This window comes from Paenibacillus liaoningensis (assembly GCF_059609455.1).
In genome coordinates this window covers 59,364-77,654 of sequence record NZ_JCAALU010000024.1, presented here as the reverse complement: position 1 = coordinate 77,654, position 18,291 = coordinate 59,364, and the positions used below count along the sequence as shown (strand labels likewise).

Annotated in this window: 16 protein-coding genes and 1 CRISPR repeat array; of the genes, 3 read left to right on the top strand and 13 right to left on the bottom strand. The window is 48.2% G+C overall.

From position 1 onward, the window contains the following. Positions 1-3: 3 nt before the first annotated feature. The 3 genes from AC6B99_RS29865 to AC6B99_RS29855 all read right to left on the bottom strand — a co-directional run bounded on the left by AC6B99_RS29865 (position 4) and on the right by AC6B99_RS29855 (position 5,032). Positions 4-816, bottom strand: a complete 813-nt coding sequence (locus tag AC6B99_RS29865; RefSeq protein WP_056028086.1) for an ABC transporter ATP-binding protein — start codon at positions 814-816, stop codon at positions 4-6. Between the two features lie 25 nt (positions 817-841). Then, complete coding sequence (locus tag AC6B99_RS29860) at positions 842-1,846, bottom strand: ABC transporter substrate-binding protein (RefSeq protein ID WP_056028089.1); 1,005 nt, start codon at positions 1,844-1,846, stop codon at positions 842-844. Positions 1,847-2,567: 721 nt separating this feature from the next. Beyond that, positions 2,568-3,266: a CRISPR direct-repeat array (repeat unit 32 nt; unit sequence GTTTCAATCCACGCTCCCGCACGGGGAGCGAC). Positions 3,267-3,517: 251 nt separating this feature from the next. Further along, the gene (locus AC6B99_RS29855; RefSeq protein WP_496664897.1) at positions 3,518-5,032 is read right to left on the bottom strand and encodes a carboxypeptidase M32; all 1,515 of its coding nucleotides are present in this window, start codon (positions 5,030-5,032) and stop codon (positions 3,518-3,520) included. A 194-nt stretch (positions 5,033-5,226) separates the two neighbouring features. On the opposite strand from AC6B99_RS29855, the gene AC6B99_RS29850 reads away from it, so the two are divergent. Both AC6B99_RS29850 and AC6B99_RS29845 read left to right on the top strand, forming a co-directional pair. Then, positions 5,227-5,547 (top strand): iron-sulfur cluster biosynthesis family protein, encoded by a 321-nt coding sequence (locus AC6B99_RS29850; RefSeq protein WP_056028095.1) that lies wholly within the window; start codon positions 5,227-5,229, stop codon positions 5,545-5,547. A gap of 78 nt (positions 5,548-5,625) precedes the next feature. Beyond that, on the top strand, positions 5,626-6,201 hold the full coding sequence (locus AC6B99_RS29845) for a beta-class carbonic anhydrase (RefSeq protein ID WP_056028098.1): 576 nt from the start codon (positions 5,626-5,628) through the stop codon (positions 6,199-6,201). Between the two features lie 95 nt (positions 6,202-6,296). On the opposite strand, the gene AC6B99_RS29840 is transcribed toward AC6B99_RS29845, so the two are convergent. The 10 genes from AC6B99_RS29840 to AC6B99_RS29795 form a co-directional block, all read right to left on the bottom strand. Next, positions 6,297-6,854: a DUF309 domain-containing protein gene (locus AC6B99_RS29840; RefSeq protein WP_056028101.1), complete on the bottom strand. Its 558-nt coding sequence runs from the start codon at positions 6,852-6,854 to the stop codon at positions 6,297-6,299. Between the two features lie 832 nt (positions 6,855-7,686). After that, positions 7,687-8,487, bottom strand: coding sequence for a hypothetical protein (locus AC6B99_RS29835; RefSeq protein WP_056028108.1), 801 nt, complete (start codon positions 8,485-8,487; stop codon positions 7,687-7,689). Positions 8,488-8,491: 4 nt separating this feature from the next. After that, entirely contained in the window at positions 8,492-9,478 is a 987-nt protein-coding gene (locus AC6B99_RS29830) for an ABC transporter substrate-binding protein (RefSeq protein WP_496664896.1), read from the bottom strand. 106 nt (positions 9,479-9,584) lie between these two features. Further along, positions 9,585-11,180: an AraC family transcriptional regulator gene (locus tag AC6B99_RS29825; RefSeq protein ID WP_056028112.1), complete on the bottom strand. Its 1,596-nt coding sequence runs from the start codon at positions 11,178-11,180 to the stop codon at positions 9,585-9,587. Continuing rightward, entirely contained in the window at positions 11,177-12,055 is an 879-nt protein-coding gene (locus AC6B99_RS29820; RefSeq protein WP_496664895.1) for a tetratricopeptide repeat protein, read from the bottom strand. Before AC6B99_RS29820 ends, AC6B99_RS29825 begins: the two co-directional genes overlap by 4 nt. A gap of 22 nt (positions 12,056-12,077) precedes the next feature. Next, entirely contained in the window at positions 12,078-13,034 is a 957-nt protein-coding gene (locus AC6B99_RS29815) for an ATP-binding protein (protein WP_056028118.1), read from the bottom strand. Positions 13,035-13,128: 94 nt separating this feature from the next. Beyond that, the gene (locus AC6B99_RS29810; protein ID WP_056028123.1) at positions 13,129-13,749 is read right to left on the bottom strand and encodes an immunity protein Imm33 domain-containing protein; all 621 of its coding nucleotides are present in this window, start codon (positions 13,747-13,749) and stop codon (positions 13,129-13,131) included. Continuing rightward, positions 13,730-14,170, bottom strand: coding sequence for a hypothetical protein (locus AC6B99_RS29805; RefSeq protein ID WP_056028126.1), 441 nt, complete (start codon positions 14,168-14,170; stop codon positions 13,730-13,732). The genes AC6B99_RS29810 and AC6B99_RS29805 overlap by 20 nt, the downstream gene beginning before the upstream one ends. 162 nt (positions 14,171-14,332) lie before the next feature. After that, entirely contained in the window at positions 14,333-14,680 is a 348-nt protein-coding gene (locus tag AC6B99_RS29800; RefSeq protein ID WP_056028129.1) for a DUF1801 domain-containing protein, read from the bottom strand. A 122-nt stretch (positions 14,681-14,802) separates the two neighbouring features. Continuing rightward, positions 14,803-16,275, bottom strand: a complete 1,473-nt coding sequence (locus AC6B99_RS29795) for a protein adenylyltransferase SelO (RefSeq protein WP_496664894.1) — start codon at positions 16,273-16,275, stop codon at positions 14,803-14,805. A 179-nt stretch (positions 16,276-16,454) separates the two neighbouring features. On the opposite strand from AC6B99_RS29795, the gene AC6B99_RS29790 reads away from it, so the two are divergent. Continuing rightward, complete coding sequence (locus tag AC6B99_RS29790; protein WP_496664893.1) at positions 16,455-18,221, top strand: Imm51 family immunity protein; 1,767 nt, start codon at positions 16,455-16,457, stop codon at positions 18,219-18,221. Positions 18,222-18,291 lie beyond the last annotated feature (70 nt).

The following is an 18,291-nucleotide window of genomic DNA, read 5'->3' as shown; positions in this document are numbered from 1 at the left end:
CCGTCATCCTTCATTGCTCTCGCTCCCTTCCCAGAGGGTCTTCTCGGCAGCGTCCAGCTCTGCCCATAATTGATCGAACAGCGGCTGAAATTCCGGCAGCTGTCGAGCTTTCATCGGTGATGCCTGCCGGATTGAATCGGGTATCGTCAGCTCGTAGCGAATTCGACCTGGATTTGCTGCCAGTACTATGACGCGATCACTCATCGCCACCGCTTCAGATAGATCATGCGTGACGAGCAGCGCCGTTTTCCCAAGCTTTCGCAGCGTTACCTGCACCAAATCCTCCAATTGAAGCTTAATGTGCAAATCCAGCGCAGAAAAAGGCTCATCCAGCAGCAATACTTCCGGCTCAGTTGCCAGCGTCCGCGCCAAGGCGACCCGCTGCCTCATACCGCCCGACAGCTCATGCGGATAACGGGCTCCCGCTCCGGGCAGGCCGAGCTCAGCCAGCAATTCAGCTACGGTTTCAAGCGCAGCCTGCGTCTTATTCCCCGTCAATTCCAGCCCCAGCGCCGCATTATCCAAAATCGTCCGCCATGGAAACAAATAATCCTGCTGGAGCATATAACCGACAAGGGTTGACGGTTGTTTAACCTGTCGATTGTTCAGGAGCACTTCGCCGCGTGTCGGTAAAAACAAGCCCGCCAGCATGCTGAGCACCGTCGTTTTTCCGCATCCGCTTGGGCCAACCAGACTGACGAACTCGCCGCGCTGAACGGTCAAGTTCATATCCTCCACAGCAAGCGAGGCGCCCTTGTCATTCACATATACATGAGTCACTTGCCGCAGCGTAAGCGCGGGGTCACTATTCGCCATCTTTTTTTCCTCCTCGCAGCCATCGCTACTTCACGGCTTCAATCGCAGCTTCCGCAAAGGCCGTGTTTACGATGGCATCATGCTCGGTTCGCGCCTTCAGTTCGCCGGCCGAGGTCATGACGTCCAGCAAATTGTTCCATTCCTCCTGGTCAATAATCGGGTCGGTCGCGAAAGAGCCTTGCTGCTTATAACGATCGATCGAGCTAATCAAAATGCCGCGATCTACATTTTCAAAATAAGGCAGGACAACGTCCGCAATGGTTTCGGCACTATTTTCAGCCACCCATAATTGTGCCCGATGAATCGCATTGGTGAAAGATTGCAGCGCCGACTTGTTTTTGTTTGTAAAGCTTTGCTTCGCCATATAAACGGTGTACGGCAAATGCCCGCTCTCCGCACCAAAGGAAGCCACAACCTTGCCACGGCCCTCTTTCTCAAAAATAGAAGCCGTCGGCTCAAAAAGCTGCACGAAATCGCCTGTCCCTGAAGCATAAGCTGCCGAAATATTGGCAAAATCGACATTTTGGATCAGCTCCAAATCCTTCTGCGGGTCAATTCCGAATTTTTTCAGCGTAAATTCTCCAGCCATCTGCGGCATTCCACCCTTCCGCTGTCCAAGGAAAGTTTTTCCTTTCAATGACTGCCAATCAAAGGTGGGCTCCGGCTCGCGAGCAACTAGAAACGTCCCATCGGTCTGCGTCAATTGAGCAAAATTGATGACCGGGTCCTCCGCTCCCTGCTGGTACACATAAATCGAAGTTTCCGAGCCGACAAGCGCCACATCGATTACGCCCGACAGAAGGGCCGTCATCGTCTTGTCACCGCCAGCCGTTGTTGTCAGTTCAATGTTCAGCCCTTCCTCTTCAAAAAAGCCCTTCTCCAGTGCTACATATTGTGGCGCATAAAAGAGAGAGCGCGTGACCTCGCCGACTTTCAGCGTTGTTTTCTCGCTTTTGCCGCCGCAGCCTGCCAGCGCAGCGGTTGCAGCCAGCGTGACAACTAGCAGCAACGTTGTCCATCTTCTCCTCATCTTTCTTTCTCCTCCCGCTATTTACAGCTTGCGTGTTGTACTCCAGCCTATGCGTGCATATCGTCGGCGGTGATTGCCGCTAACGGCTTTTTGGGCATGAAAAAGCCGTTATTCCACCTGCTCCGGAATAACGGCTCTACTAGGGCATGTATGTGAACGCAAGCGAGCTATATCTCGAAAGAAGCCAGCGTTCAAACGTCTTCCCTCTACTACCGAGAATGGCACAACTCATAAATGTGAACCTACTTACCAAAAGGCAGCTTCATGCTGCTCTTTTTGGAGCTTTGCTCCCTGCACAAACAGACAAAAATAGACTTGGAGGACGCAGCAGCCGCTATTTGTACCGAATCACTGGTTTTGGCACAGGCTGCGGACTCAGGAGCCGCTAATGCGCTGCCCATCGTCATTTTGAGAGGATTATGAAGGTAATAGCGGCTCTCCTGTCCGCTTAAGGCCCAAAATGGGAGTGAAATCCAGAATAACGGAAACTCAGTCCTTCAAAAAAGGAATAAGTTTCCAAATATATATATCCTAAGCCACAGTGGTCTCTGTGACTGTACTCTAAGTAACAATCGCATGCTGTGCTTCCTTAAGCCTTGAACAGTCAGAGGAGATTGGTCTCGAATACGTACTTAGCAAGGTGCAGCAGGAAGAGCTTCCGTTTGCATACACATCATCGGAAGCAATAAAATAAATTTGCATTTTATATAAATTAATAAACATTTCAATCCACGCTCCCGCACGGGGAGCGACATCTTCGCATTCTCCTATAACTGTCCAGATACGCTTGTTTCAATCCACGCTCCCGCACGGGGAGCGACTCTCTATCGATCCTGATGGCGACAATCAATATCTGGTTTCAATCCACGCTCCCGCACGGGGAGCGACGTGCAGTAGTTCATCGAAGATCGCTTCCAAGACCTGTTTCAATCCACGCTCCCGCACGGGGAGCGACCATGACGGCGACCTGCTGTTGATTCGTAAACAAGTTTCAATCCACGCTCCCGCACGGGGAGCGACGCCGACAGCTGGCAGCTGCTCATTACGATCTTCAGGTTTCAATCCACGCTCCCGCACGGGGAGCGACACGTGCATCATCCGATTGCTCAACGACTTGCGTAGCGTTTCAATCCACGCTCCCGCACGGGGAGCGACGGGTGGTTCCCGACTTTACTAAACAGATTGCTAAGTTTCAATCCACGCTCCCGCACGGGGAGCGACCCCACGAGCTGGCGGACTCTTGCGCCTTATAAAAGTTTCAATCCACGCTCCCGCACGGGGAGCGACATGCAAAAATGCAAAAGTGGGCCGATGACTTTAGGTTTCAATCCACGCTCCCGCACGGGGAGCGACGAGGAATCTTGGTGGAAAATACTTGGCGTATCTAAGTTTCAATCCACGCTCCCGCACGGGGAGCGACAGCACCCTCAAAAACTCCTTACCTAGCAAGGAAAAAAAGGCCCATTTTCGCGAACCTCATTTTCCTCTCCCTTATCCACCCGTTTAGCTAATCCAAAATCCGCATTACCCCTTACGGGGAGCGGAGTGCGAACGTGCCGGGGTTTTCATGGGAGCTTCCGGTTCGCGTGGAGGTAAGTCGCTTCCTAACAATAGCGCAGCTACCTTCCCCCACTAACCAAACCTTCCTTACCAGCTACAACTATTCCCTTACTACAGCTTATAAATCTCGCTATACTTCTTCTCCAAATATTTCACCAAATATTGCGGGTCCAGCGGCTTGCCGGTTACATTTTGGATCAACTCGGAAGGTGTTCTGAGCTTGCCGTATTTGTAAATGCGCTCGCTGAGCCATTCTTTGATCGGCAGCAGATTCCCTGTGCTTACAAGCTCCCAGAAGTTCGGCAGCTCGCGCTCCAGTGTATCGGCGAATTGCGCTGCATACATGTTGCCCAGAGAATAGGACGGGAAGTAGCCGAATGCGCCGCCGGACCAGTGTACATCCTGCAGGACGCCTTCTGCATTCGTCGGTGGTTCAATACCCAGATATTCTTTATATTTTTCATTCCAAATAGCGGGAAGATCCGTGGCCTTCGCGCCTTCGTTAAATATCATTTTCTCAATTTCATAGCGGATAATAATATGAAGATTATACGTCAGTTCATCGGCTTCAATGCGAATGAGTGACGGCTGAACGACGTTATTTCCCCGATAAAACTGATCCAGCGTCACATCAAGCTGACCCGGGAACTGCTGCTGCAAAGCGGCAAAATTATGCTGCCAGAACGGCTTGCTGCGGCCAATGACATTTTCCCAGAAACGCGATTGCGACTCATGGATGCCCATCGATGTGCCTGTGCTTAGCGTCGTTCCATCCAGCTCAGCCATAATATTTTGCTCATACAGCGCATGGCCACCCTCGTGAATGGTGCCGAACAAGGCGCTCGTCACATCATCTTCCAAATAACGTGTCGTAATTCGCACGTCGCCTGTGTTGAGTCCTGTTGCGAATGGATGCGTGCTTTCATCAAGTCTGCCCGCTTCAAAATCGTAGCCCATCTGCTTCAAAATCCGCAGGCTGAACGCTTTTTGAGCTTGCTTATCATAGTTTTGACGCAGGAAGGACGTATCCGGTTGATGCTTGGAAGCCGCAATTGCTGCTGCTAGTGGAACCAGCTGCTCGCGCAAGCCGCCGAACACTTTATCCAGCTCCTTCACGGTCATGCCCGACTCATATTGGTCAAGCAGCGTGTCATAGCGGGTTTCTTTCGGCCCCCATAAGTCGATAAACTGCTGCGTATAATCGATGACTTTTTCCAAATAAGGCTGGAAGCCCTCATAATCGTTAGCTGCCTTCGCTTCTTCCCATTTGGATTCTGCCTGGGAGCAAATAACGACATGCTCCTCATAAAGCTTCGGCGGAATTTTGACGCTGCGGTCGTATTCTTCCCTCGTATCGGTTACAAGCTTGCGCTCTATTTCGCTTAGTTTGCCAAACGTTTCCGGCTGTTCCAGCTCACTCAGCCATTCACCTAATTCAGGCGATGTGGAAAGCTTGAACATGTCGCCGGACAAAGATCCGATGACCTCCGAACGCATATCCATGCCTTTGCGCGGAGCGCCGGTGCGCAGGTCCCAATACAGCACGCCTAGCGCCTCACCGTAAGCTTTCAATTTTTTCACCGTTTCCAGAAACGGAGCAAGTGCCTTCGAATTATGTACGGTCATTTCTCATCACCCTTTCCAAATAAATAAAAGATCAGCCTGTTTCACCATAAAATGAGCGATTTCAGCAAAAGAATAACGACATTCCTTCATCTTTCATCTGATCTTAACTTGATCTTAACGATTACTGTACGTATAATCAACTTTAATCTAAACATCATTAAAGTGCGATTTGAAATGGAAGAGAGGCATCACCTATGTTTATAACTTTTTCGCCATCGGCAGTTGAGCAGCTTTCTCCTTATTTAGAGGACGGCGTTCATCAGCTTAAGCTGCTGCATGATACAGAAGGCTGCGGCTGCGTTGTCAGCGGCGTCCCTGCCCTCCAGCTTGTAAAGGAACCTAGTTCAGACGACCGATTAACACAAGGTCAGCCCTTCTCCTTTTTGTATGAGCCCCGCCATGAAGTTTTTTTTGAGCCTCAACTGCGTATCGGTTACGATACAGATCGTGGAACATTCAGTTTGAAAAGCGACGGACAAATCTATTCCCTTAATTTGCGATTTCTGACGGCCTGACGGCTCCAGCCTATGCACACTGTGTTTTATGAGGATTCAACTAAGATTAATCTGCAACACCAGATATAGGAGGAGCCTATGAACAACGTTGATCAAATCATGAACGATAATACAGCTTTTGTTGAGCGCAAAGATTATGAGCAATACATAACGAGCCGTTTTCCCGATCGAAAAATGGTTATCGTCACCTGCATGGATACGCGACTCACCGAAATGCTGCCTAAAGCGATGAACCTGCGCAACGGAGACGCCAAAATTATTAAAAACGCTGGCGGCATCGTCACCCAACCGTTCGGCAATATTATGAGGAGCGTCTTAATCGCCATCTACGAGCTGCAAGCCGATGAAGTGTTTGTTATCGGGCATCATGGCTGCGGCATGACCGGGCTTAATCCCGAGGTCATCGTCCAGCATATGACGGATCGCGGCGTACCTGAGCAGACGGTTGAAACGCTGAGGCATTCCGGGCTCAATTTTATGCGCTGGCTGACTGGATTCGACAATGTGAAAGAAAGCGTGGAGAAAAGCGTAGGCATTATCCGCAACCACCCTCTGCTTCCGCCAAACGTTCCCGTTCATGGCATGACGATAGAGCCGGAAACAGGCCAACTTGATCTCATTGTCAACGGCTATGACAAGCTGAAGCAGCCATAAACGCAAGCCTTTCCTAAATAAACCTATTGATTTGAAAAAGTAGCCGTTCCCGCACAAAAGGGAAGTTGAACCGATAGCTGCCTGCGCACAATCATTCAACGATTGTGCGTGGACGGCTTCTTTGTTCTCGCGGCAATCGCTTCTGCTCTTGCGGCAATGACATCGCTGCGATCCCGCAACGTATGACGATGGATAAGCGCTTCGTCTGTCATATCGCTTGGCAACCCCCACTGCTTCTGGGTTATTCCTCTTTCCGTGCATTCCTGCTCACATAACACTTGCAGTTCAGCATCGACAATCTCGAGAGTCATATCTTGATAGACAGGCGAAATGACATCTTCCTGAGGCTTGGCCCTCGCGAGCACAGCTTCCAGTTCCACAACTGCCTTAGCGCCATTTAGTCCGAGACTGTCCAGAGCTACGGCGGTCAGCTTGCCGAGCGCTTGCTCGTACATTTTTGCTGCGCCTGCGAGATTGCCCCGCCGCTCATGATATTGGCCAACAGCCAGCTGGATCAGCCCTACCCAGATTAACGCCCGCTCATCTTCTGGATGTTCCTTCCAATACTCCTCCAACAGCTCATGGCATTCGAAAAAATCTCGCGTTGCATGAAACTCAACTAAATACGATACGTAATGTCCTGGATATTTCATACCAATCTTTCCCTTCTGCCTTTCTCCTCATTGTAGCGTTTTGTGTTGAGGATGTGCAACTGACTAATCAGGCCACAGCGAATGCCATTCAAACGATAATTTCTCTGGCGATCATGCAACAATATTCGCCCAAGCTCAGTCTAAATAAAATACGGCTACCAATACTTTACAATGAAATAATTAGATTTATTTTTTTAAAAAAAGCAAGTGGATAACTTTAACAGATTTTTTATAAACCATAGATCCTGGTGATACAGGCACGATGATCGGAGCTACTGCTTCAAGTAATTCTAAATAAAACTTTATTATACGATGACAATATGAATAATAAGGCCAAGATAACCAGCTGTTTTCGATGCATTAATGGAAACAGCTGGTTTATTTTTTAGACTCATTGACTGTTTTAGTAGCTATCGATCATTTTATGACGTGCCCTAATTTCCGTAGACGGTTGAACTTATAAAAATATAGCTAACGATAAAATAGAAAGCTACATATTCTCGTCATGCTACCTACTAACGAAAGCTATATAAAGTAATCATTCTGCCAATGTGCCAATGTGCTAACATGCTTTATTTTTTAATCCCTCGAAATTGCTCCTCTGATGCTAGTTAATGGATTTTTCAATCATACGGTTTGTACTTATGCCTTTTCTTTAAAAGAATAGTGTAAAGCACAAAGAAACCGACTCCCTCAAGAGCAGGTCTCTTTGGCTTAGCCATCTTTCAATATAAAAAGCCTCTAGACTTACTGTTCCTATAAAAAAAGACGCTCCCAGCAGCTTAAGCCGCAGGAGCCTCTGTAAAAGCACACCTAATCTATTCGTTATCAGCTAAGTATTTGCTCCATCCTTCAATAGATCGAGCCTCTCCTCAGCGCTGATCTTTGGGCAAGTACTGCAATACCCATGCACCTGCTGTCCCTCCCGCCGCAGCCGGTAAGCTAAGCAGCAATATCGCCGTAAAAGAACCGAAGCCCCTCCATATTGGCGATGCTGAAATTCTTTAAATGAAACATCCAGCGGATTACCATGCCTTTTTTGGAACAAAACATGCCGGTCAGCCTTTATAAGCTGCAATCGCTGTTCCGTTTGCCAAATACTCGTATTGTGCTCGAGTTGGGCATAACATTTTTGAACATAATGCGAAATCAGCGACCACATGACGCTAACCTTTGCTCCAGTATGCGAGGATACCGCCGTCAAAATCTTTTCCGTATGCTGAAGCAAACGATCTGTCCAATTTTCAACCTCTACTTTGCGTTGTTCCAGCTCAAAAACGGGCGGCCATGGACGCACGGCCAACGTTGCCTGATACTCCATCGCTGCTAGATTCATTATTCGAAATCGCACATTTGCAGCCGATGTTTCCAGTAGACAGTCAAATAAACTAACAGCAGACAGCATGCCCATAAAAAATACAGCGTAACGTTTGGCAAACAAGGTTCCTACTACAATACCACCCGGATCTCCCAATTGTCTGGACTGGAGCTTCATAATGTGAGAGCATTTAGCAGGGTCTAGAAGCTCTGCAGCAGAGAATGGATAAGCTTCTTCCGCCAATTCCCCTATGGATATCCGAAAATGGTCTTGTAAAAAGTTAGCCGCCTGTTCCCGCTGAGAACAATCCTCCATCTTCTTACTCAATCATCTTCAATACTTCATCTATGATTTGTCCGCGTCCAATGACGCCCCAGCCTTTAAAGAGCCAAAACGAGTCTGTTTCATACACCTTATTGTTTTGCACCGCAGAAACCTTATTCCAAAAAGAGCTATCGTTGATGCTCTTGAGATTATCCTGTCCATTAGGATCAACCTCAAGCACGATATAATCGGCGTCTAAGCCCGAAATCACTTCTAAAGATAGCTCGCCGCGCTGCTCCTCAGGCGTCAATGACGTTTTCGTAAAGCCGAGATCGTGGTACAACAACGTATTTGTTGGATGCCCTTTTTCCGCATAAATTTGCAGGTTTTTCTCTCTGACTCTTAAATAAGCAAGGTTATGGTTGTCGATAGCCTTAATTTTCTCACTGGCTTGTTTAGTCTTTGCATCAAGCTCGGCAATTTTCTCTTTAGCCAAATCCACTTTGTCGTACAATTCGGCCACCTTCAATAAATCCGCAGTCCAGTAGGCCGTATCATCGCCATACTCCAGCCACTCCGTACCAAGCACAAGCGTTGGCGCGATCTTTGCCAGCTGATCATACGTATTTTCCGCAGTCCGGCTCTCTATGAGAATGACATCCGGCTCAAGTTGAACAATTGCTTCCAAATTGGGACTATCCGCAGAGCCTACTAATTGTACACCTTCCAGCTCGCTTGCCAAATAAGGCAGGTAATCTCCACCATAACGGGTCTCTACATTTACGCCAACTGGTTTTTCGCCGATAGTCAGCAGATGATCGATATAAGCAGCGGAAAGCACGACTATTTTGTCGATCTTAGCTGGAACGATGGCCTCCCCTTTCAGGTGGGTAACGGTTCGAGTCGCTTTTTCCACAGGTTGATTTGCAGATTGATTCGTTTGTTCAGACTCGCTCGCTTGACCTTCTGCTTTACCGCAAGCCGTCACTGCAAGCAGCAGCATAGCCCATAATACGAGGTACATCATTCGGTGCTTATTCATTTGTTGTTAACCCTCTCTTTATAGTAATAATAATCATTATCACTAATCATAAAGAAAGGCCCTTCCAATAACCATGGATTATTCCATGCGATTAGGTTGGATCATTTCATTCTATTATTCCCAGCTTTAATGCTGCATAGTTCATCGCCCACATTCTCCCGGAAGGGCCCAGCGCTTTGAAAAATAAATCACTAGCATCATATACATGATGGCGACGTACCGCATCAAGGGATTGCCACTCTTCCGATTGAAGCAACTGCTGCAAGCGCTTCTTCGAGCCTTTAGTTGGATCAGCCATCAGAAAAATATGCTGTGAATTAAATAATGGCAGTTCATTCAGCTGGATATCGAGTGCCCATTCGTGAGCAGGGAACCGATCCGGAAGCGTTAAACCCAGATCATCATAAAAAAGGCTGCCCGTTTGATTTTTTCGCCCATATACCCGATAAAAGTTCTGGCTCACCCTTATAAAATAAACGCTCTGTTCTCCCAAGCAGGCCTTCATTCGTTCCTTCAGCTTTTCCGTTCTCTCGCCATAGCTGCTTATCCATGCTGCGGCCTGCTGCTCTCTGCCTAATAGGCCAGCAAGCTGCTCCAGCGTCTGTCCATACTTGTTCGAATGCTTTAGTACGGCAGTTGGCGCAATCTGATTTAGCAGCTCATCTCGCTCCAGACGATCACTTGTCAGCATCAGATCCGGCTTTGTTCGGAGCAGCTTATCGTAATTCGTGTGACCGCCTTGGAGCATAGAGCTTTGCTGGCTGTACGCATTCAGCCTCGGAATGGTGTAGGTGGAGGAAACCCGGTCCGTATAGGACAGCGCAGCAACTGGCTTATAGCCAAGCGTGATTAGATGGTCATCCAGTCCATAATATAAAGCCGCAATGCGATGGCATTTATTTTTAATATATAAGGTAGGAGCAACGCCTTCGGCTTTTTTGAAAACTCTGCTGAAATAATGCTCATCCTTGTAACCGACCTGCTCAGCTACACGCTTAGCTTTCATCGAGGAAACTAATAATTGCTTTGCTTTAGTAATCCGTTGCTTCATAAGATATTCGGTAGGTGTGGTGCCCATTTGGTGTTTAAAAATTTTCGTAAAATGATTCGGACTGAAGCCTGCCATTTCCGCCAATTGGCTGACCTGCAAATCCTTCGTGTAATTTTCATTCATATAGGCCAGCACCTGCTCCATGCCTACAGTCTGCTGCTCCGCTGGTTTGCTTGTGCCCATCATCAGCAACAGCAGCTTAGAAAGATTGTAGTGGATCGTATGACTCTCTTGTACTCTGGCTTGCCGATTTAATTCAAACAATTGCTGAATTAGCCCTTCAACCGCAGCAAGATCGTCAACTCCCTCCATCTTCCCCTTCAATGGAAATATAGGCCGCTTCACTGACCAGCCTTCTCGCTGCCTGCTCAACTGCATACAGGAGAACACGATCAATGAATACTGAATCGGATCGGTGGAGTCCGAATATCCTTCGACCATCATTTCAGGCTGTAGAAAAAATAAATCGCCTGGCTTGACTTGAGCAGCATGACCGTTCATTTTCATTAAGCCCTTGCCAGCAGTTACATAGACTATGGCATAGGTATGGATAATTTTAGGGGTTAATGGATCGTCCGCTTGACCCCGAAAAGAATAGCAGTGAACCGAAGTAAAAATCAGTCTCTTTAACAAATTTGCTAGATCATTCATGAGCCGCGACGCCGCCAACCAAAAACGCGTACATGCACAATGCCCTTCGTCACCCAATGGGCTAAAATATACAGCACAATAAATAGAATTAGGAGCGGTTTAAAAAAGAACACCGCCACTAGCCAGCTGACGAGAATCTGCCAGCGTTTCATGCGCCGGATAACCTTCATTGGTGCTAAAAAAATACGGTACAGCTTATGGCTGTTTTGCAAAGCATTCAAATATTCATCCTGATATTGCTTATCCTCTGGATTGAGCCTGACGGCACTTTGCATATACTTTTCCTGCAGCGTATAATCGCCGCGGTGGCCTGCCGCCCAAGCGAGATGCAGCAGCACACCTGGATCTTCCGCCTCGATCTGAATAGCCTGCTTGTCCAGCTGCTCCGATTCCTCAAAATGACCCAGCAGCGCTTCCGTATAGCTCAGCACAGCCAAATAAAGCGGCGAATCCGCATTCAGCTGGAGCGCTTGCAGCAGATACTCCTTCGCTTGCTTTAATTTTCCCATTTTGTTCATTTGACTAGCAAGCAAATAGTAGTAATGGGCTCTGTATGGTTCAATTCGCAAAGCTTCATAAGCAGCCTCAAGAAAGGCATTCACATCATCCATATCGTAATAGGTGACAACCCGCACATACCAAGCATCCGTATGGTCCGGATCTCGCTTCAACACTTCACCGGACCAATACAAGCTTTTCCCGTAATCTTCCATTAATAAATAAATCTGTGCTATAAGGGCTAATGCATCTGTATCTTCCGGGTTATGGCGCAAAAGCTGCTCCGTTTGCTCCAGAGCTTCCTTATACCGTTTCCACTCGATCAGCTGATATACAGCAGCATAAGTATTTTGCTCAAAATCTCTGTCTTCCGCCAAAGCTTTTCCTTGCTCCTTCCTGCTATTTAATGCCGTGCTTCTTCATATAATCTAGCACAACCTGGTAATCACGGTTTACATCACTGAAGGTCGCATAGTTTTTCGCGGTGGAGAACCATTCCAGTGTTGTCGCTTTGCGGGATTTTACTGCAGCTTTCACATCATTTTGAGAAATAGGCTGCACTTCACCCGTCTCCAGCATGCGCTCCATCGCCGATTCCACCGCATCGCTAACGACCTGCTCCAAATCAGCTCCGGAAAAATATTTCGTCTCGGCAGCAATCCGCTCCAAATTCAGCGAATCCATCGGCTTGCCTTTCAGCTTCAGCCCCAAAATCGTTTGGCGCTCCGCTTCCTCTGGCGGCGGTACAAAGACAAGGTGATTAAAGCGTCCGGGACGTCTGAGAGCGGAATCCAAATACCATGGCGTATTGGTTGCGCCAATTACAAATACGTTCTCGTTCTCCGCTTGCAGACCGTCCAGCTCTAGCAGCAGTTGGTTGACCAGCATGCGGTCGTGATGCTGGCGCATTTGGTTCCGGCTGCCGCCCATTGCATCAAGCTCATCTATGAAAATGACACAAGGCCTGCACTGGCGCGCTTTTTCAAAAAAGTCATGCAAATTATGCTCGCTCTGGCCTGTGTACATTGAAAGAATCGCCTGCAGCTCAATATGGATAAAATTTGCTTCAATTTCGCCCGCCACTGCTCGTGCCAGAAACGTTTTGCCACAGCCTGGAGGTCCAAACAGCAGCAAGCTTCCTCCAGCTGATTTGCCATAGGCGGCAAACAATTCCGGCTGCTTTAGCGGCAAAATGAAGTTCATGCGAATTTTCTTCTTAACATCCTCTAGTCCGCCTACATCATCGAACGTTTCCGCTGGCTTATCCGACTCGACAAGCGATTGATCCTCTTGATTGAATTGAATAAGCTTTAGATTTTTGCGCCTTTGCGCTGCGAGATCATCAAAATCAGACATTAGGCTCTCTCCTCTACTAATCTAGCATGCTGAATTTACGCTATTTATCCAGAATAATGAAATATATTGTCGTTTGCAAGGGAAGTGGGCCATTCTACTCTTCCTCCACTACCTCTTCCCATGCAGCATCCTGCCCCTGCCTTTCAAACGCCGAGCCAAGCTCCCCCTTAAAAGGCACTAATAAACTAGCATCCCGGTCTACCATTTCATAAACCTGCACCCTGAAAATATTATCGGCGTTAATATAGCTGTCTTCCTCATCGCCTGCGAACAAACGCCAGCCGCTGTCCTGCTCATTGTCGCCAGCTTCACGGTACATCCAGCACACGGCATCGCCCTGCTCCAAGCATCTCCTAGAAACGAGCGCCATTTTTTCGCCATCCGCAAGCCATCTTTCATCGCCTTCCCGCAGGATCGTTCTGGCAATATGCTGCGGCTCGAACATTAGGCTGTCTCCTAGCTTCAAGGTTTTCAAATAGACTGGCTGGTTCGTCAGCACCCCGGTGTATTGCTCAGTCGCTTGGTTAAAGCCTGTAACCTCCACCCACATCCGTTCGGCTCTCGGCTCATTTTCACCCGGGTTTGCCAGTGTAAAATGCAATCGGACCCGCCTACCTACTTCTTGCGACCGTCGCTCCTTCGCAGGCGGGATAAAGAAGCTGTCTGGATACAGCTTGCTTGTCTGCTCTACATCTTCAAGCGTCCATTCCATCATTCATTCCCCTTTCTCTCTTATATTCTTCATATCCCCAAAAGGCTTCCTCTGTTCCGCCGTCCTCCAGCAGGATCATTACCGCATAAGAGATGATGCTCAGCCATTCCTCCATCTCCTTCGTTTGCTCTGCCGTAATGATGCCGTTACTCCGCAGCATGCCATCCGGCTCTACCGCCCAGGCTCTGCCCAAATGGCAAATGCTCCATAAACAGGCCATGATTTCACTGCTGACCGATTTACTCGCTAATTCGGGCGACAGCACATCAAGGATTGTCATTACCTCATGAAAATTATCCTCTACGAGCTGACCGCTAAAGGGGCGGAGCATGCCGAGAAACCCTTTCGTCATTTTCTCCTGCTCGATATCGTCAAACGCAAAGGCATGGCATTTTAATAAGAGTAAAGCGTCTTCCCTATTCATCGACCTCTCCTTTACTCTCAAGCTTCGCGCTGAAATAGAATTGTTTTTATAAAAAAAGCTGTCCCCGCACCAATCAGAAAGTTGTGCTGTGAGCTGCAATAGCCCCTCAGTTCCATTCTTGTGCTTGGACAGCTTTATAGGTTTCGGGCAAAAGGAAGAGGCTTAAAGCTCTTTCGACGCCTGCTCCAAATATTTCGTTAATTGCGAATAATCAGGGGTATCCTTTTCCTGAATTTTTATCGTTTTTCGTTCCTCAGGCCCTTCAAACAGCTCCGCTGGCAAATCCAGACTCGCCGTGTTGAAAATCGTGAAGGAAACCGCTTTTTTGGAAGGCGAAATGACCGCCGCATACTTGCCATTTTTCAAAAAGTGAGGTTTCTTATATTGCAGCCGCTCCTGAACGTCAGGAATGACCCCGTGTACGAGGCTGCGCAGCTGATTGGATATTTCCACCTGCCAAGGCACATCCAGCGCTTCTATAAAAGCAGTAATTTCTTCTGTTTTCGACAAAACGTTTCCACCTCTCGCCTATCAGATGAATTTGGACAATGATTCACAAGCTTGTTTTTTCCTGCTGTCGTTCCCTGAGTGTATTATGCAGGATTATGGGAGGGATGTCCATATTCATGTATTTACGTTCCGCAATAAGTGCGGTAAGCACGGCCTGAAGGCTCAGGCAATGTCGCATATTCAGCCTGCTTTGGAGAATGTGCATATGGATCGGCAAGCGCCTCAAGAAGCAGCTTCATAACGGTATAGTCTCCCTTGACGGCTGCTTCCAGCGCCTCTTCTACCCGATGATTGCGGGGAATTACGGCAGGATTGCTGCTGCGCATCAGCTGCCCCACTTCTTCGCTCGACTGCTCCTGCCTGCCCAGCCTATTCTGCCAGCGCTCATGCCACTCTGTATATTCGGGGCTGCTAAACAGAGCCGAGTCATCCGGCTTGTTAAACGTTAACGCCACAAATGTATTCGTATAATCCGCGCCATGCTTCTCCATCAAAGTGAGCAGGTCTTTCATCAGCTCGTCGTCCTGCTCCTCCTCATTGAAAATACCCAGCTTTCCACGCATGCCTGCAAGCCAATGACGATGGTATTGGTCTGTAAAATCAGCTAAAGCTTGCTCGGCAAGCTTTAGCGCCTGCTCCTCATCATCATGCAGCAGCGACAATAGCGATTCAGCTAATCTTGCCAAATTCCAGACCGCGATGTAAGGCTGATTTCCATAGGCATAACGCCCCTGACTATCGATGGAGCTGAACACTGTCGCCAGATTAAAAGCATCCATAAAAGCACATGGGCCATAATCAATCGTTTCGCCACTAAGCGCCATGTTGTCCGTATTCATGACGCCATGAATAAAACCGACGAGCTGCCATTTGGCAATCAGCGATGCCTGACGCTTAATTACTTCCTGCAGCAAGGAGAGATAGCAATTGTCATCCCCAGCAATATGCGGAAAATGTCTTTGCACGGTGTAATCCGCCAGTGCTCGCAGCTCCTCTGCTGTTCCCCATTGCGCAGCAAATTGAAACGTTCCGACACGGATATGGCTCGCCGCTACGCGGGTTAAAATAGCACCCTGCTGCGTATCCTCTCGGTAAACAGGCTCGCCCGTTTTCACGACCGCCAAGCTGCGGGTAGTGGGAATACCCAGCCCATGCATGGCTTCGCTAATGATGTATTCACGCAGCATCGGCCCAACCCCCGCACGGCCATCTCCACCGCGAGAATAGGGCGTGCGGCCTGCGCCTTTTAACTGAATGTCGACTCGCTCGCCTGATGGTGATATTTGTTCGCCCAGCAGCAAAGCCCGTCCGTCACCCAAGCGGTTAAAATGTCCAAATTGATGCCCTGCATAAGCCTCAGCAAGCGGCAAAGCACCTTCGGGAATTTGGTTGCCTGCAAGCATGGCGACACCTTCATCATTTTGCAGCCCCTCAGCATTTAACCCTAGTGATGCAGCTAACGCTTCATTGCATACAATCAGCTCCGGTGAGCGCACTGGGGTTGGGTTTGTTGCTGTAAACAATCCGTCTGGCAACCTTGCATAGCTGTTGTCAAAGTTCCATCCGATATATATATTGGCTTGCTTCTCGCTCATATTCGATCGCCTACTTTTTCATCAATTTGCATGCTTCTTCATTATACTACATCTTGAAACTACATCCTGCATTCCCGCTTAGCCGCTTATGAATTAGCCAGCCGCCTTCGTCTTAGGATATAATTAACAATATATCATAAAAGATATGAGCATTTCATAATGAGGAGTGAAGCATACTTATGGACCAGCAGCTTCTGGCACAAATCAACCTTTGGCATGACGAAGAAGCATTCGAGAGCATCGTTGATCGATTGCAGCAAATCCCTGAAACCGACAGAGATTATGAGGTCATCATCCAGCTTGCCCGCGCCCTTAACAATACAGATCATTACCGTGAGGCACTACAGCAGCTTTCCTTAATCGCCGAGCCAGGCAAAAACGACCCTTTATGGCATTTTCGCCAAGGCTATGCTTATTATTTTCTAGCGCGTTATGTGGATGCCTTACAAGCTTTTGACCTGTCCAGCCGCTTGGACCCCCAATCGGAACCAACCTTGGAGTTTTTGGAGTGGACCAAGCCGCTCGCTGAAAAAATGGTGCTCCAGCATAAGCGCTATGTAGAGGAAAGCACAGCGGTCGGGCAAAATCGCGGCACCGGGAATGACGCGCCCTTTGCCTCGTTCGATTTACAAAGCTTTTGGGAGGACAGCGATTACGCCCGCAAGTCTTATGTGCTGCCCCCTCCAACCACTGAGCTGATCTCATCCATTGAGCAGGAGCTTGGCTACAAACTGCCAGCCTCCTACATTGCTCTCATGAACAGCCAAAACGGCGGGGTTCCCGTCAATTGCCGTTTCCGATCGGAGGAGCCGACCTCCTGGTCAGAGGATCATGTCGCGATTACGGGCATTATGGGCATTGGACGCAATAAATCCTACACGCTTGGCGGAGATTTAGGGAGCCGGTTCATGATCGAAGAATGGGGCTATCCAGACCTTGGGATCGTCATTTGCGACTGTCCATCCGCAGGCCATGACGTCATTATGCTGGATTACCGCTTCTGCGGGCCAGAAGGCGAACCTGCCGTCGTTCACGTTGATCAAGAGGACGAATTTAACATTACTTATTTGGCATGCAGCTTTGAACAATTTATTATAGGGCTCGTTCACGATGACGTGTTCGATAGATCTGCTGAGGAGAAGGAAGCGGATCTGAAGAAGGTGGCTGAAGGCGCATTTTCCCCTTTATTGACTGAGCTTTGTGCTGCTGTGACGGAAACGGATAATCTGGAAGGAAAAATCCGGTCGATTTGCACCCAGATTACCGAGGAGAAAGGGTATTTCGTCTTTCAGGCTGACGAGCTGTCTACCTTGATGTATGATTTGCAATTTTGGCTCTATACGAAAACTTATCCGAATCCTGCACGGAAAAAATATATTGACGACTATGATAAGTTGATCGCATTCGGCGAAGGCGAGTTTAGCACAGGCGGCTATGCGCCAGCCTTTATTACGGACTGGCTCGATGATCGCATCAAGCTGGGAAAAATCATCGTAATGGATCGTACACTCGCCATGACGGATGAAGCTATCGAGCAGGTGCTTGAGCAGTTAAACGACTATGCAGTTCCTAACAATAAAGCAGTGCTTCATACAGAGTCTGACGGGATTACAGCACAATTGCAGCCTTTTATCTTTATTGACCACGATAATAAATCATGGTCTGTTATTCTAAATGCCGGTACCTACAAACAGGAACTGTTTGATACGAGGGCGGATGAAGGTTTTGAAGGCAGCGGCTATGACTGGAGCTCGCTCGCCGCTGTATTTTTGGAGGAAAAAATGCCTGAGCTTGCCGAGCATATCCACTTCGACTCAGAGGCAGATATGTTCTGCGTGTACGCCAGCAATCGGGAAGCCATGGTGAGTTTTGCATTGGCCTTCAAAGCAGCTTGCGAGGATCATGATTTAATCAGCGATCTATTTACTCGCGCCGAGCTGGATTAATTTTATGTAACGACTTGCCTTTATTATTAAGCGTTGCTAACTCCCTTTTGTTTCATAATCGGTAATCCAA

Coding starts and splice junctions, on each gene's coding strand:
- AC6B99_RS29865 (WP_056028086.1), bottom strand. CDS start 816: ATGGCGAATAGTGACCCCGCGCTTACGCTGCGGCAAGTGACTCATGTA.
- AC6B99_RS29860 (WP_056028089.1), bottom strand. CDS start 1,846: ATGAGGAGAAGATGGACAACGTTGCTGCTAGTTGTCACGCTGGCTGCA.
- AC6B99_RS29855 (WP_496664897.1), bottom strand. CDS start 5,032: ATGACCGTACATAATTCGAAGGCACTTGCTCCGTTTCTGGAAACGGTG.
- AC6B99_RS29850 (WP_056028095.1), top strand. CDS start 5,227: ATGTTTATAACTTTTTCGCCATCGGCAGTTGAGCAGCTTTCTCCTTAT.
- AC6B99_RS29845 (WP_056028098.1), top strand. CDS start 5,626: ATGAACAACGTTGATCAAATCATGAACGATAATACAGCTTTTGTTGAG.
- AC6B99_RS29840 (WP_056028101.1), bottom strand. CDS start 6,854: ATGAAATATCCAGGACATTACGTATCGTATTTAGTTGAGTTTCATGCA.
- AC6B99_RS29835 (WP_056028108.1), bottom strand. CDS start 8,487: ATGGAGGATTGTTCTCAGCGGGAACAGGCGGCTAACTTTTTACAAGAC.
- AC6B99_RS29830 (WP_496664896.1), bottom strand. CDS start 9,478: ATGAATAAGCACCGAATGATGTACCTCGTATTATGGGCTATGCTGCTG.
- AC6B99_RS29825 (WP_056028112.1), bottom strand. CDS start 11,180: ATGAATGATCTAGCAAATTTGTTAAAGAGACTGATTTTTACTTCGGTT.
- AC6B99_RS29815 (WP_056028118.1), bottom strand. CDS start 13,034: ATGTCTGATTTTGATGATCTCGCAGCGCAAAGGCGCAAAAATCTAAAG.
- AC6B99_RS29810 (WP_056028123.1), bottom strand. CDS start 13,749: ATGATGGAATGGACGCTTGAAGATGTAGAGCAGACAAGCAAGCTGTAT.
- AC6B99_RS29805 (WP_056028126.1), bottom strand. CDS start 14,170: ATGAATAGGGAAGACGCTTTACTCTTATTAAAATGCCATGCCTTTGCG.
- AC6B99_RS29795 (WP_496664894.1), bottom strand. CDS start 16,275: ATGAGCGAGAAGCAAGCCAATATATATATCGGATGGAACTTTGACAAC.
- AC6B99_RS29790 (WP_496664893.1), top strand. CDS start 16,455: ATGGACCAGCAGCTTCTGGCACAAATCAACCTTTGGCATGACGAAGAA.